A 12514-nucleotide genomic window follows, 5' to 3' on the forward strand; every position below is an offset into this window, starting at 1 on the left:
ACATTTTGGAGTGAGATGATGGACGCAGCGAAGACAAGTGATGAAGGCATCGCTCAGCGCCGGGAAGGCATGCGGCTTCTGGCGCGCGCCACGCTCGGCGAACTTTCCATGGCCTGGGACGCGATCGACGACAAGCCGGAGGTGGCGCCGGTGCGCGGTCCGGAAACCGGGCTCGTCATGGTGCGCGGCAAGATCGGCGGCGGCGGCGATCCTTTCAACCTCGGCGAGGCCACCGTTTCACGCGCCACCGTGCGGCTTGCGACCGGAGAGATCGGCCATGGGCAACTGCTCGGCACCGACAAGGCACGCGCCCGCTTTGCCGCGATCTTCGACGCGCTTTTTCAGAGCGCTGCGCATCGCGCAAGCGTCGAGGCGCTGCACGAGCAGGTGGCCGCTCGCCTTGATGCGGAAGACCGTCGCAAGGCCGAGGAAACGGCTGCGACCCGCGTCGACTTCTTCACCATGGTCCGCGGAGAGGATTGATGACGGCCAAATCGCAAATCTATAGCGGCGCCTTCGCCGATCCCGTCTTCGAGGCGCAGTCCGTGTTCCGCAGCCTGATGGACTGCTTCGCCCGCCCGGGCACCGTCGGCCGGCTTTCCACTGCTGCAGCCCCTCCGGCGCCACTCGGAGAGGCAAGCGGAGCTGTCGCGCTCACGCTCTGCGACCACGACACGCCGGTCTGGCTATCGCCGGCGCTCTCCAAATCCTCCGCGCCGAAGTGGATCGCGTTTCACACCGGCGCGGGCGTCACCGAGACGAAGGACGAGGCTCGCTTTGCCTTCTTCGAGAAGGACGCGGCTGTGCCGGGCTTCGACCAGTTCTCCCTCGGCACGCAGGAATATCCCGACCGTTCCACCACGCTCGTCGTCGAGGTGGAAGCGCTCGAGGGCGGGCAACCGCTGATCGGCCGGGGACCCGGAATCAAGAACGGGATCGTCATCGCACCGAAGGGCCTGCCTGACGTGTTCCTCGACCTCTGGGCCGCCAACCGGGCGATCTTTCCACGCGGCATCGATCTCGTCCTGACGGCGCGCGAGGCAGTGCTTTGCCTGCCGCGCACCACCAAACTCGAACGGGAGTAAGCGCATGTATGTAGCCGTCAAGGGCGGAGAAGCCGCCATTGCCAATGCTCACCGGCTGCTGGCCGACCGCCGGCGTGGCGACCGGGCGCTGCCCGCGATCACCATAGAACAGGTCGTCGAGCAGCTCGGGCTCGCGGTCGACCGCGTGATGGCCGAGGCCTCGCTTTACGACCGTGCGCTTGCGGCGCTTGCCGTGCGCCAGGCGCGCGGCGACATGATCGAGGCGATCTTCATCCTGCGCGCCTACCGCACGACCCTTCCGCGATTCGGCTATTCCGAACCGGTCGACACCGCGAAAATGAAGGTCGAACGGCGCGTCTCGGCCACCTACAAGGACCTCCCCGGCGGCCAGCTGCTCGGCCCCACCTTCGACTATACGCACCGGCTTCTCGACCCGTCGCTCATCGGCGAACAGCCGGTCGATGAGCCGGCGCTCAAGGAGCCGGGCGAACATGTCATGCGCGTCTCCGACATTCTCGACGGCGAAGGCCTGATCGAGGGCGACGGCCAGATGCCGGAAGCTCACGTGGCGGGGGACCTGACGCGCGAGCCGATGGAATTTCCGATGGCGCGCGATCTCCGCCTGCAGGCGCTTGCCCGTGGCGACGAGGGATTCCTGCTGGCGCTCGCCTACTCCACGCAGCGCGGCTATGGCCGCACGCATCCCTTCGTCGGCGAGGTCAGGATAGGCGAGGTCGAGGTCGAACTGGAGCTGCCGGAGCTGGGCTTTGCCGTTTCACTTGGGGTCATCCGCGTTACCGAATGCCAGATGGTCAACCAGTTCAAAGGCTCGGCCAAGCAGCCGCCGCAATTCACCCGAGGCTACGGACTCGTCTTCGGCCAGAGCGAGCGCAAGGCGATGTCGATGTCGCTGGTCGATCGGGCTCTCCGGACCGACGAATTCGACGAGGACATCGTCGCCCCCGCCCAGGATCAGGAATTCGTCATCTCGCATGCCGACAACGTCCAGGCGACCGGCTTCGTCGAACATCTGAAGCTGCCGCATTACGTCGATTTCCAGGCCGAGCTCGACCTGGTCAGGCGCATGCGCCGGGAACACGACGCCGCCCAGGCCGGCGGCAGGGACGGCATGAAGGAGGCCCCCGAATGAACGACCTCGCAACTTACAACTTCGCCTATCTGGACGAGCAGACGAAGCGGATGATCCGCCGCGCGATCCTGAAGGCGATCGCCATCCCGGGCTATCAGGTGCCCTTCGCCTCCCGCGAAATGCCCATGCCCTATGGCTGGGGCACCGGCGGCGTGCAGGTGACCGCCTCCATCCTCGGGCCCGACGACGTGCTCAAGGTGATCGATCAGGGCGCCGACGACACGACGAACGCCGTTTCGATCCGCGCCTTCTTCCAGAAGGTCGCCGATGTCGCCGTCACCACGAGGACGACGGAGGCGACAATCATCCAGACGCGGCACCGCATTCCCGAGGAGCAACTGAGAGAGGGGCAGACGCTCGTCTACCAGGTGCCCATTCCGGAACCGCTGCGCTTCCTCGAACCGCGCGAAACCGAGACGCGCAAGATGCATGCGCTCGAGGAATACGGGCTCATGCATGTGAAGCTCTACGAGGACATCGCCCGCAACGGCCATATCGCCACGACCTACGCCTATCCTGTGAAGGTCGAGGACCGTTACGTGATGGACCCCTCGCCGACGCCGAAATTCGACAATCCGAAGATGCATATGTCGGAGGCCCTCCAGCTCTTCGGCGCCGGCCGGGAGAAGCGCATCTATGCGGTGCCACCCCATACCGAGGTCGTCTGCCTCGATTTCGAGGATCACCCCTTCGAGGTGCAGAAATTCGACAAGCCCTGCGCCCTTTGCGGCGCCGAGAACGTCTATCTCGACGAGGTCGTGCTCGACGACAAGGGCGGGCGCATGTTCGTCTGCTCCGACACCGACCATTGCGAGGATCGCCGGGCGCACGGCCATGCCGGTGCCATGCTCGCCCCCGCCGCGAAAGAAAGCCAGGAGGCTGCAGTATGAGCGCCGTGCCGCTTCTGAAAGTCAGTGACGTTTCGAAATTTTATGGAAGCCGCATCGGCTGCCGCAACGTCTCCTTCGAGCTCTATCCGGGCGAGGTGCTCGCCATCGTCGGCGAATCCGGCTCGGGGAAGACCACGCTGCTCTCCTGCCTCTCGACCCGGCTTATGCCGACATCCGGCATCGTCGAATATCACATGCGCGACGGCCAGTACCGGGATCTTGCGCGCATGAGCGAGGCCGAGCGTCGCTTTCTGATGCGCACCGACTGGGGCTTCGTGCATCAGAACCCGGCGGACGGGCTGAGGATGACGGTGTCGGCCGGTGCCAATGTCGGCGAGCGCGTGATGGCGGTCGGCGACCGGCACTACGGCAATATCCGCGCGGCGGCAGGCGACTGGCTGAGGCGCGTGGAAATCGAAGAGGACCGGATCGACGATCAGCCGCGCGCCTTCTCCGGCGGCATGCGCCAGCGCCTGCAGATCGCCCGCAATCTGGTTACCTCGCCCCGCCTCGTCTTTATGGACGAGCCGACCGGCGGCCTCGACGTCTCGGTGCAGGCACGCCTGCTCGATCTGGTTCGCGGCCTCGTCCACGACCTTGGCCTTGCGGCGGTCATCGTCACCCACGACCTCGCCGTGGCGCGCCTCCTTTCGCACCGGATGATGGTGATGAAGGACGGCGCCGTCATCGAACAGGGTCTGACCGACCGGGTGCTCGACGATCCGCGCGAGCCCTACACGCAGCTCCTCGTTTCCTCGATTCTTCAGGTGTGACGCATTGACAATGCGCAACGGAAAGTAAAGACCATGCCAACTCCCCTCGTTGTCTCGGAAGTCGCGAAAAGCTTCACCATGCACCTTCGCGACGGCGTGCGCCTGCCGGTGGTCGCGAACGTCTCCTTCTCGGTGAAGGCCGGCGAATGCGTCGTGCTCGGCGGCCCCTCCGGCGTCGGCAAGAGCTCGATCCTCAAGATGCTCTACGGAAATTACGGCGTCGACGAAGGCCAGATCCTGGTGGAACATGACGGCCGCCTGGTGAACCTCGCAACGGCCGAGCCGCGCACCGTGCTCGAGGTACGCCGCACGACGCTCGGCTATGTTAGCCAGTTTCTGCGTGTCGTGCCGCGCGTCTCGGCCCTCGACATCGTCGCCGAGCCCTTGCAGGCGCGCGGTGTGACGGCGGCCGAAGCGCGGGAGCGTGCGGCCGAACTGCTTTCGAGGCTCAACCTGCCGAGGGAACTCTGGGCCCTGCCGCCGGCCACCTTCTCCGGCGGCGAACAGCAGCGGGTCAATATCGCCCGCGGCTTCATCACGGACCATCAGATCCTGCTCCTCGACGAACCGACGGCCTCGCTCGATGCGAAGAACCGCGCAGTGGTGGTGGAAATGATCGCCGGGAAGAAGGCGGCCGGCACGGCCCTGATCGGTATTTTTCATGACGAGGAGGTACGCGAGGCGGTCGCCGACCGCATCATCGACGTATCGGAATTCTCGCCGAGGAAATACGCCGCATGAGCCAGAAACTCGACCTCGAACCCACCATCCATCCGACAGCGAGCGTCGTGAACTCGACGCTCGGCCGCTACACCGAAATCCGGGAGCGCTCGCGCCTCGACGAGGTGGAGTTCGGTGATTATTCCTACATCATGCAGGATGGTTCGATCTGGTGCGCGACGGTTGGCAAATTCGTCAACATCGCCGCAGCCGTGCGCATCAACGCCACCAACCATCCCACCTGGCGGGCGACGCTGCATCACTTCACCTATCGCGCACCGATGTATTGGGACGATGCGGAGCCCGACCACGATCTCTTCGCCTGGCGCCGGCAGAACCGGGTAACGATCGGCCATGACGTCTGGATCGGCCATGGCGCGACGATCCTGCCCGGCGTGAGTGTCGGCAATGGAGCCGTGATCGGCGCCGGCGCCGTCGTCTCCAAGGACGTCGCACCGTACACGATCGTCGGCGGGGTACCTGCGAGACTCATCCGAGATCGCTTCACGGCCAGGGTCGGCGAAGCCATGGATCAGCTCGCCTGGTGGGACTGGGACCACACCAAGCTGCGCCATGCGCTGGACGATTTCCGGGAACTGACGGCGGAGGAGTTTCTTGTGCGGTATAGCTAGGCGCCGCACGTATGATGCCCTCATCCCGCTGCCGCGATCTTCTCCCCGTTTCGACGGGGAGAAGGGACAAGCCGGGGAGAGGGGCAAATCCGCCGCCGCAAGCGTATCAGGCGGCCGCAGCTTCCATCAAAAACGCACCCGCGACCCGAGCCACCAGCGCCAGCGAAACCGCACCCGCATCCGGGTGGCCGATGCTCTTTTCGGCCAGCGGCCGGGCGCGGCCGAGTTTCGGGGTCAGCGCGGAGGTCGCATCGGCGGCCTCTTGAGCGGCCTTGGCCGCCGCGTTCCAGGCTTCCACAAGCGGCCTGCCGGCGGCGGATTCCTTTTCCAGCGTCTCCACGAAAGGCACCAGCGCGTCGACCAGCGTCTTGTCGCCCACGCGCGCGCGGCCGAGACGCGTGACGCCGTCGAGTGCGAGGCGGGAGCCCTTCGCGATCGCCACGTCGCTCACCTTATCCTCATCGCTGAAGGCATTGCTCCAGGAGCGCAGGGCCAGGCCCCAGATCGCGCCCGAGGTGCCGCCGGCGCGGTCCGCCCAGGCGTCGCCCGCGGCAGCAAGCACGCTTGCGGCCCCTGCCCCCGCCGCGACCGACGCCTTTGCTGCGTCGAATGCGGCGGCCGAACCGCGGCGCATCCCCTGGCCGTGATCGCCGTCGCCGGCAAAGGCGTCGATGCGGCCAAGTTCCTCCTCCGCGTCCTTCAGCGCCTCGGCAATGTTGCCGATCAGCCGGGCTATGCATTTGCCGCTTTCCTTCGAGGCTTCCGCTGCGGGGCCGAAAGACTGCGGGCCGTCGGCGTCTACGATCTCGTCGGTCGCGGGTTCGGCGGCAATGATCACACCCTTTCGCAGCACCGGCGCATCCGTGGGCGCGCGCCAGAGCGCCTCCAACTCTTCGTCCAGCCAGAGAAGGGTGAGCGAGCAGCCCTGCATGTCGAGGCTGGTGACGAATTCGCCGCATTCGGGGTCGACGATTTCGAGGCCCGCATCGCTGAGCTGTCTGGCGATCGCCGTCCAAAGCACGAAAAGTTCTTCATATTTGGTCGAGCCGAGACCGTTCAGCACGGCCGCCACCTTCCTGGAGCCTGCGGGGCGCTCGGCAAGAAGCTTGCCGGTTAGAAGCTTCGCGAGATCGCTCGCCGTCGCGATCGTCTCCTCGCTGACGCCCGGTTCCCCGTGAATGCCGAGCCCGAGCGCCATCTGGCCCTTCGGCACGGTGAAAAGCGGACCGGTGGCGCCCGGAAGCGTGCAGCCGCCGAAGGCGACGCCGAAGGATACCGTCCGCTCATTGGCGTGACGCGCGAGCCGCTCGACCTCGTCGAGCGACTTGCCAGCTTCCGCTGCCGCGCCGGCGATCTTGAAAACGACGAGGTCGCCGGCAATCCCGCGGCGCTTGGCCGACGTCTCCGCGGGCGCACTCGCCACGTCATCGGTCACCGGCAGGATGCGCACGTCGATGCCTTCGGAGCGAAGCCGTTCGGCCGCAACCCCGAAATTCAGAACGTCGCCCGCATAGTTGCCGAAGCCGAGCAATACACCGCCGCCCTGGTCGGCATGGCGGCAGACGCGGGCTACCGCGGCCGTCGAGGGCGAGGCAAAGACATCGCCGGCGACCGCCGCGTCGGCGAGCCCCGGTCCGACATAGCCAGCGAAGGCCGGGTAGTGTCCCGAGCCGCCGCCGACCACGACGGCGACCTTGCCCTTCGGCACCTTGGTCGAGCGCACGACGCCGCCCTTCACCAGGCGGACGTTGCGCTGATAGATCGCTGCAAAACCTGCGAGTGCGGTCGTGGCGAAATCTTCCGGAGCGTCAAAGATCGTGGTCATCGCTTCAATGTCCCCTTCAATGTCCTTCTTGTCGAGGCAGGATGCGCCTCAGATAGTCCCGATTGGCGGCGCTGACGGAAAGGCCGTCACCGCCGTAATGCTCGCAGAGGAAGGGACTGTCGAAGCCATGCGCCAGCGCCATGCGAATTGCCGCCCGATAGTTGATAAGGCCGAATTCGAGCGGGGCCGGATGGGTGACGATGACGCCGGATGCCGGATCTTCCGTGCGGTTGTAGTTCTTGACGTGCCAGTATTTGGCAAAAGGCGCAACCTTCGCCATCATTTCCTGCCAATGTTCCACGGGCCGGTGCAGGCGGATGAGATTGCCGAGATCCGCATTGATGCCGACATTGGCGAGGCCTACCTCCTGAACGAAGCGCACGGAACTGTCGGCCGTGCCCAGATAGGTATCCTCGTACATCTCCAGCGAGACTTCGATGCCGAGTTCTTCGGCATGGCGGCCGAGTTCGCGAACACGCGAAACCGCCAACTGCCAGGTTCCCGCATCGTCGGGGTTCTTCACGCCGTCGACCGTCCAGAACCAGAGGACTTTCTTCTGCGCCTCCGTCAGCGGACCGAAGAAGCCGAAGGACACGGAGCCGGCGCCTACGGCGGCAGCCGCCTCGACGACCCGGTGCCCGTAAGCGAGGTATTCCTCGCCATGTTCCGGGTCGATGAGGCTGCGCCGGGAGGTGGAGATCGCCGGTATCGTGAGGCCGAGAGACCGTGTCAGGCCCACGAACTGATCAAGACGCTCCGCCGAAAGGTCCGCCAGCCGTATCCAGCTGTCGGTCGGATCCAGTTCGGTGAAGCCGGCATCCACCACGTCGGCGAGCGTCGCCGCCCACTCCTCGACCGGCTGGTCCTGCACCGAACGGCCGTCCGGCAAAAGGTTGGGATACTGGATCATCGCGGCCGCAATCGGCCAGTTGTCACGGTTCCATTTGCGCGGCGCCATGGCGGACTCCTCGGGATTTGAAGAAATTGGATCTAGGGTACGGGACGAGGCGGCCGGTCAGGCCGCCGCGTTGCCGTCGCCGCTCGAAGCGGCAACCTCGTTCTTGCGCCTGCGCAACGTGCCGATCAGCCAGAAGAAGAGCGGGGAGAGAAGCAGCGCAAGGGCAACGGCCATCAGGGCAGAGACAAGGCCGTTCGACCAGAAGATGTTGAGGCTGCCGCCCGACATCAGCATCGACTGGCGGAACGCGTCTTCCGCCTTGTCGCCGAGCACCATGGCGAGAACCAGCGGCGCCAGCGGATAGTCCAGCTTCTTGAAGATATAACCCAGGAGACCGAAGCCGATCACCATGACGATGTCCGAGACGGAGTTCGCGACCTGGTAGGCCCCCGAGAAGATGACCGCGACGATGATCGGTCCGATGATCGAGAATGGCACGCGCAGGATCGAGGCGTAAAGCGGCACCGTCGCGATCACGAGGAAGACGGCGACGACATTGCCGAGATACATGGAGGCGATCAGACCCCAGACGAAGTCCGGGCGATCGGTGAAGAGCATCGGGCCGGGCGTCAGGCCCCAGATCATCAACCCACCCATCATCACCGCGGCGGTGGCGGAACCCGGGACGCCGAGCGCTAGCATCGGCAGCAGGGCCGATGTGCCGGCGGAATGATCGGCCGTCTCGGGCGCGACGATGCCGCGGGGATCGCCCTTGCCGAACATCGATTTGTCGCGCGCCGAGCGCCGGGCAACGCCATAGCTCATGAAGGAGGCGGCGGTCGGGCCGGCCGGCGTGATCCCCATCCAGATGCCGATGATCGTCGAGCGGGCGATCGTCAGCCAGTAGCGCGGGATCTCGATCAGCGTCCTGCCGATCTCGGAGAGACGCACCCGCGCCTTGATGCCTTCGAAGCGCAGCCCCTCTTCAGTCGTCAGCAGGAGTTCGCCGATGCCGAAGAGTCCCATGACGGCAATCAGGAAGCTCACGCCCTTGATCAGTTCGGGAATGTCGAAGGTGAGCCTCAGATTGCCCGAGATCGTATCCATGCCGATCGAGGCGAGCGCGAAGCCGAGCATCATCGAGACGAGCGTCTTGAAGGGTGACTGCGCGCCCATGGAGATGAAGCTCGCAAAGGCGAGGAAATAGACGGCGAAATATTCGGGCGAGGAGAATTTGAGCGCAAAGTTCGCCACCCAGCCCGAAAGCAGCGTGATCATGACGACGCCGGCAAGCGCGCCGAGGCCGGCCGAAACGAAGGCAAGCGTGAGCGCCCGGCTCGCATGACCGGCTTTCGCCATGGGATAGCCGTCGAATGTCGTGGCGACCGAGGAGGGCTCGCCCGGAATGTTGAAGAGGATCGACGTCGTCGAGCCGCCGAAAAGCGCGCCCCAATACATGCAGGACAAGAGGATGATCGCCGAGATCGGGTCCATGGAGAAGGTAAGCGGCAGAAGCAGCGACACGCCGTTCGGCGCACCGAGGCCCGGCAGCACGCCGACGAGGATGCCGAGCGTCACGCCGACGATCATCAGCAGGATGTGGTTCCAGCTGAGGATGTGGCCGAAGCCATCGATCAGAAGACCGATATTTTCCATGTCATTCCTCCCGCAAGCACTGCACCCTTGCGGGTCAGTAAATTCCGAACCAGGCTTCGACCGGTCCCTTCAGCAACGGAACCTGGAAGCCGATTTCGAAAACGATGAAAAAGAAGATCGAGACGCCGAGTCCTGCGGGGATCGCGATCCACCATTTGTAACGCCCCTGGAAGAGCATGGTCGCGGCGATGTAGAGCGCCGTTCCGACATAGAGTCCCAGCCAGGCGGAAACGGCGGCGAAGGCCGCAACCGGCAGCAGGAATGAGGCGACCACTCTGGCGCGGGCGCCGTCGAGGAAGACTTCGCCTGTACCGCGGTGCTTGAAGAATGCATGCGCGATATTGGCGAGGCTGCCGAGAACGATGAGCAGACCGATATAGAAGGGGAAATAGCCCGCATCCGGACCCATGTCGGTCCAGCCCGCACCGATGTCGAGGGAGCCGTAGCAGACAGCGATGCCGAAGGCACCCGTCAGCGCGGCGACGCCGAGTTCCACCGCAAAGCGGCTGATCCCATTCGCACTGTTCTCACTCATGATCGTGACCTTTCCAAGCGGAGAATGGGCGTCCTGAGAGGCCGAGGATGGATGCGGTTCTGCCCGCATCCTCTCCCCCCGACCCCAGGCGCCCATCGACCGGTCCTTAGTTGGCGAGCCAGCCTTCGCGCTTCAGCACTTCGCCGATCGTCGCGCCATCCTTTTCGATGACGGCTTTGAGTTCGTCGCCGGTCATATAGCCGGGAGACTGCGAGCTGTCGGCGAGATACTTCGCCCATTCCGGCGTCTCGGAGACCTTGCGCAGGACATCCGCATAGAACTGGACGACCTCAGGCTCGACTCCCGCCGGCAGCCAGACGGTGCGCGGCATCGAGTAGTTCTCGATCGGAATGCCGGCTTCCTTGCAGGTCGGGATATCGCTCCAGGCCTTGTCGCCGGCGACCTTGGCGTCGCTCGTGAACTTCGCGCTCTTGAAGACGCAGAGTGGCTTGATCATGCCGGCCTGCCATTGACCGAGGTTCTCGCTCGGATTGTTGACATTGGCGTCGAGGTGTTCGCCGGCAAGCTGAACGGCCGCCTCGCCGCCGCTCTTGAAGGGGATGTAGTTGATCTTGGCGCCGGTTGCGTCGTTGATCATCGAAGTCAGGATCTGGTCGGCATCCTTGGACTGGCTGCCGCCGATCTTCAGGCCGCCTTCCTTCGCCTTGGCCACGAAATCGGCAGCCGTCGCGTAGTCCGCCTTGCCATTGACCCAGAGCACGAACTCGTCGGACGCGAGCGAGGCGACCGGCGTCAGGTCCTCGGACGTATAGGGCACCTTGGCGCGGACCGGCAGGAGGTAGGCATTGTTGGTACCGAAGGCGAGCTTGTAGGGATCACCCTTGTAGCCAGCCGTGTAGACGAAGCCTTCCGCGCCGCCGGCGCTGCCCTTGTTGGTGACGACGACTGGTGCCTTCATCAGCTCGTACTTGCCGATGATCGCCTGGATGGTGCGCGCGAAGATATCGGTGCCGCCGCCGGGGCCGGCGGTGACGACGAATTCGACCGGGCGGTTCGGCTCGAAGGCCGATGCCGGCGCGGCAAGGCCGAAAGCGGCGGCCGCGATTACTGCGATGGAGACGGATTTTTTCATGCGTGGTCCTCCCTTTGAGCTGGTTTGCGGCGCGAGACCTCCCCTCACGCCGGTATTCATCGAAAGCGTGCGAATTCAGGCAGCAGCCGAAAGCGTCCTCTTTTTCTTCGCCATGCGGGCAGCAAGCAGGATCGCCTCGCGTGTTGCGCCTATATCGGCGATCCCCTTGCCGGCGATGTCGTAGGCGGTGCCATGGGCGGGCGTGCAGAGCGGGAACGGCAGTCCGCCCATCATCGTCACACCCTTGTCGAAGCCGATGATCTTCATGGCGATCTGACCCTGGTCGTGATACATGGTCATCACCGCGTTGAAGCCTTCCTTCAGCGCCCGGAGGAAAACCGTATCGGCCGGGAACGGCCCCTCGACGTTGAAGCCGAGCGCCTTGGCCTTCTCGACCGCCGGCTCGATGATGTCGATCTCTTCCATGCCGAAGCTGCCGCCGTCGCCGGCATGCGGATTGAGTCCCGCAACCGCGATCTTCGCCTCCTCGTAGCCGGCATCCTTGAGGCAGGCCTGCGTCAGTTTGAGTTCGGCCAGGATCGCCTCCACCGACAGGTGCGACGCCACGTCCTTGAGCGGGATATGCGACGTCACCCGCGCGTTCCACACTTTTTCGAGAACATTGAATTCACGAACTTTTCCGGTGAAGGAAAGCACATCGGCGACGAAGCGGATCTCGTCGTCATAGCCGGGATAGGCAAAGCGCATCGCCTTCTTGTTGAAGGGGGTGAAGCAGACGGCATCGGCCTTGCCCGCATGGGCGAGTTCGAGGGCGGTGCGGAAATTACGCGTGGCGAAGGTGCCGCCGGCAAGCGTCGCCTCGCCGCGAACCACATCGGCCGGATCGAGATGGGCGAGATCCACGAAGACGTGGCGGACGGTGCCGGCGTCGTGGAGCGCATCGAGCGAAGCGGCTTCCAGATCCAGCGTGACGCCGGCCACCCGGGCGCCCTCGTCGAGGATGCGGCGATCGCCGATGGCGATGATGTGCGCCGCGTCGCGGATGTCGGAAAGGGCCAGAAGCTGCGCCGTCAGTTCCGGGCTGATTCCCGCGGGGTCGCCCATGGCCAGCGCAATCACAGGGCGCCGCTCCTTCGTTCCGTCCGCTCCAGATGTCGTCATTCGAGATGTCCTCCGCTTCATGCTTGAATGTCTCATACGTCATTCAAAATTCTGCATCAAGTCTTTTGTATTCTGTATGCAGCATTTTCTGTTGACGACTTCCAGGGCAGTCTCCATGCTTGAATGAACGGCGCTGATTCAATCGCGCACACTCAAGGGGAAGGGCCGCGCGGC

Annotated in this window: 13 protein-coding genes; 7 read left to right on the forward strand and 6 right to left on the reverse strand. The window is 64.6% G+C overall.

The genetic code is table 11. The features are described 5' to 3' along the window. Nucleotides 1-18: 18 nt before the first annotated feature. From phnG to ACTJKL_RS06075, 7 genes are read left to right on the forward strand one after another with little or no spacing between them, the layout of a single operon-like run. Nucleotides 19-483 (forward strand): phosphonate C-P lyase system protein PhnG, encoded by a 465-nt coding sequence (gene phnG / locus ACTJKL_RS06045; RefSeq protein WP_324764527.1) that lies wholly within the window; start codon nucleotides 19-21, stop codon nucleotides 481-483. Next, a complete protein-coding gene (gene phnH / locus ACTJKL_RS06050) occupies nucleotides 483-1085 on the forward strand; it encodes a phosphonate C-P lyase system protein PhnH (protein ID WP_440852437.1) in 603 nt (200 codons plus the stop codon). Before phnG ends, phnH begins: the two co-directional genes overlap by 1 nt. Nucleotides 1086-1089: 4 nt before the next feature. Continuing rightward, entirely contained in the window at nucleotides 1090-2196 is a 1107-nt protein-coding gene (locus tag ACTJKL_RS06055; protein WP_440852438.1) for a carbon-phosphorus lyase complex subunit, read from the forward strand. Then, nucleotides 2193-3086 (forward strand): alpha-D-ribose 1-methylphosphonate 5-phosphate C-P-lyase PhnJ, encoded by an 894-nt coding sequence (locus tag ACTJKL_RS06060; protein ID WP_440852439.1) that lies wholly within the window; start codon nucleotides 2193-2195, stop codon nucleotides 3084-3086. Before ACTJKL_RS06055 ends, ACTJKL_RS06060 begins: the two co-directional genes overlap by 4 nt. After that, the gene (gene phnK, locus ACTJKL_RS06065; RefSeq protein ID WP_440852440.1) at nucleotides 3083-3859 is read left to right on the forward strand and encodes a phosphonate C-P lyase system protein PhnK; all 777 of its coding nucleotides are present in this window, start codon (nucleotides 3083-3085) and stop codon (nucleotides 3857-3859) included. The genes ACTJKL_RS06060 and phnK overlap by 4 nt, the downstream gene beginning before the upstream one ends. A gap of 33 nt (nucleotides 3860-3892) precedes the next feature. Continuing rightward, nucleotides 3893-4600 (forward strand): phosphonate C-P lyase system protein PhnL, encoded by a 708-nt coding sequence (gene phnL / locus ACTJKL_RS06070; RefSeq protein WP_018096168.1) that lies wholly within the window; start codon nucleotides 3893-3895, stop codon nucleotides 4598-4600. Then, on the forward strand, nucleotides 4597-5211 hold the full coding sequence (locus ACTJKL_RS06075) for a DapH/DapD/GlmU-related protein (protein WP_275599446.1): 615 nt from the start codon (nucleotides 4597-4599) through the stop codon (nucleotides 5209-5211). Before phnL ends, ACTJKL_RS06075 begins: the two co-directional genes overlap by 4 nt. Nucleotides 5212-5317: 106 nt before the next feature. Here the strand turns inward: ACTJKL_RS06075 and ACTJKL_RS06080 are convergent, their stop codons facing one another. The 6 genes from ACTJKL_RS06080 to ACTJKL_RS06105 all read right to left on the reverse strand — a co-directional run bounded on the left by ACTJKL_RS06080 (nucleotide 5318) and on the right by ACTJKL_RS06105 (nucleotide 12340). Further along, a complete protein-coding gene (locus ACTJKL_RS06080) occupies nucleotides 5318-7036 on the reverse strand; it encodes a dihydroxyacetone kinase family protein (RefSeq protein WP_440852441.1) in 1719 nt (572 codons plus the stop codon). A 16-nt stretch (nucleotides 7037-7052) separates the two neighbouring features. Beyond that, nucleotides 7053-7994 (reverse strand): sugar phosphate isomerase/epimerase family protein, encoded by a 942-nt coding sequence (locus ACTJKL_RS06085; RefSeq protein WP_100671256.1) that lies wholly within the window; start codon nucleotides 7992-7994, stop codon nucleotides 7053-7055. 57 nt (nucleotides 7995-8051) lie between these two features. Further along, nucleotides 8052-9590 (reverse strand): tripartite tricarboxylate transporter permease, encoded by a 1539-nt coding sequence (locus ACTJKL_RS06090; protein WP_440852442.1) that lies wholly within the window; start codon nucleotides 9588-9590, stop codon nucleotides 8052-8054. 34 nt (nucleotides 9591-9624) lie between these two features. Further along, on the reverse strand, nucleotides 9625-10125 hold the full coding sequence (locus tag ACTJKL_RS06095; protein ID WP_440852443.1) for a tripartite tricarboxylate transporter TctB family protein: 501 nt from the start codon (nucleotides 10123-10125) through the stop codon (nucleotides 9625-9627). 106 nt (nucleotides 10126-10231) lie between these two features. After that, nucleotides 10232-11218 carry a tripartite tricarboxylate transporter substrate binding protein gene (locus tag ACTJKL_RS06100; protein WP_018096162.1) on the reverse strand — a complete coding sequence of 329 codons (987 nt, stop codon included), beginning with the start codon at nucleotides 11216-11218 and terminating at the stop codon, nucleotides 10232-10234. Nucleotides 11219-11293: 75 nt separating this feature from the next. Continuing rightward, nucleotides 11294-12340, reverse strand: a complete 1047-nt coding sequence (locus ACTJKL_RS06105; protein WP_440852444.1) for a 4-hydroxythreonine-4-phosphate dehydrogenase PdxA — start codon at nucleotides 12338-12340, stop codon at nucleotides 11294-11296. Nucleotides 12341-12514: the final 174 nt, after the last annotated feature.

Origin of the sequence: Sinorhizobium sp. 22678, from assembly GCF_052044265.1 — a bacterium.
Classification (GTDB): Bacteria; Pseudomonadota; Alphaproteobacteria; order Rhizobiales; family Rhizobiaceae; genus Sinorhizobium; species Sinorhizobium meliloti_A.

Bases quoted from the DNA above. Each gene is read 5' to 3' on its own strand.
- phnK (WP_440852440.1), top strand. From the start codon at position 3,083: ATGAGCGCCGTGCCGCTTCTGAAAGTCAGTGACGTTTCGAAATTTTAT.
- ACTJKL_RS06090 (WP_440852442.1), bottom strand. From the start codon at position 9,590: ATGGAAAATATCGGTCTTCTGATCGATGGCTTCGGCCACATCCTCAGC.
- ACTJKL_RS06105 (WP_440852444.1), bottom strand. From the start codon at position 12,340: ATGACGACATCTGGAGCGGACGGAACGAAGGAGCGGCGCCCTGTGATT.
- phnH (WP_440852437.1), top strand. From the start codon at position 483: ATGACGGCCAAATCGCAAATCTATAGCGGCGCCTTCGCCGATCCCGTC.
- ACTJKL_RS06060 (WP_440852439.1), top strand. From the start codon at position 2,193: ATGAACGACCTCGCAACTTACAACTTCGCCTATCTGGACGAGCAGACG.
- ACTJKL_RS06055 (WP_440852438.1), top strand. From the start codon at position 1,090: ATGTATGTAGCCGTCAAGGGCGGAGAAGCCGCCATTGCCAATGCTCAC.
- ACTJKL_RS06075 (WP_275599446.1), top strand. From the start codon at position 4,597: ATGAGCCAGAAACTCGACCTCGAACCCACCATCCATCCGACAGCGAGC.
- ACTJKL_RS06080 (WP_440852441.1), bottom strand. From the start codon at position 7,036: ATGACCACGATCTTTGACGCTCCGGAAGATTTCGCCACGACCGCACTC.
- phnG (WP_324764527.1), top strand. From the start codon at position 19: ATGGACGCAGCGAAGACAAGTGATGAAGGCATCGCTCAGCGCCGGGAA.
- ACTJKL_RS06100 (WP_018096162.1), bottom strand. From the start codon at position 11,218: ATGAAAAAATCCGTCTCCATCGCAGTAATCGCGGCCGCCGCTTTCGGC.
- ACTJKL_RS06095 (WP_440852443.1), bottom strand. From the start codon at position 10,125: ATGAGTGAGAACAGTGCGAATGGGATCAGCCGCTTTGCGGTGGAACTC.
- ACTJKL_RS06085 (WP_100671256.1), bottom strand. From the start codon at position 7,994: ATGGCGCCGCGCAAATGGAACCGTGACAACTGGCCGATTGCGGCCGCG.
- phnL (WP_018096168.1), top strand. From the start codon at position 3,893: ATGCCAACTCCCCTCGTTGTCTCGGAAGTCGCGAAAAGCTTCACCATG.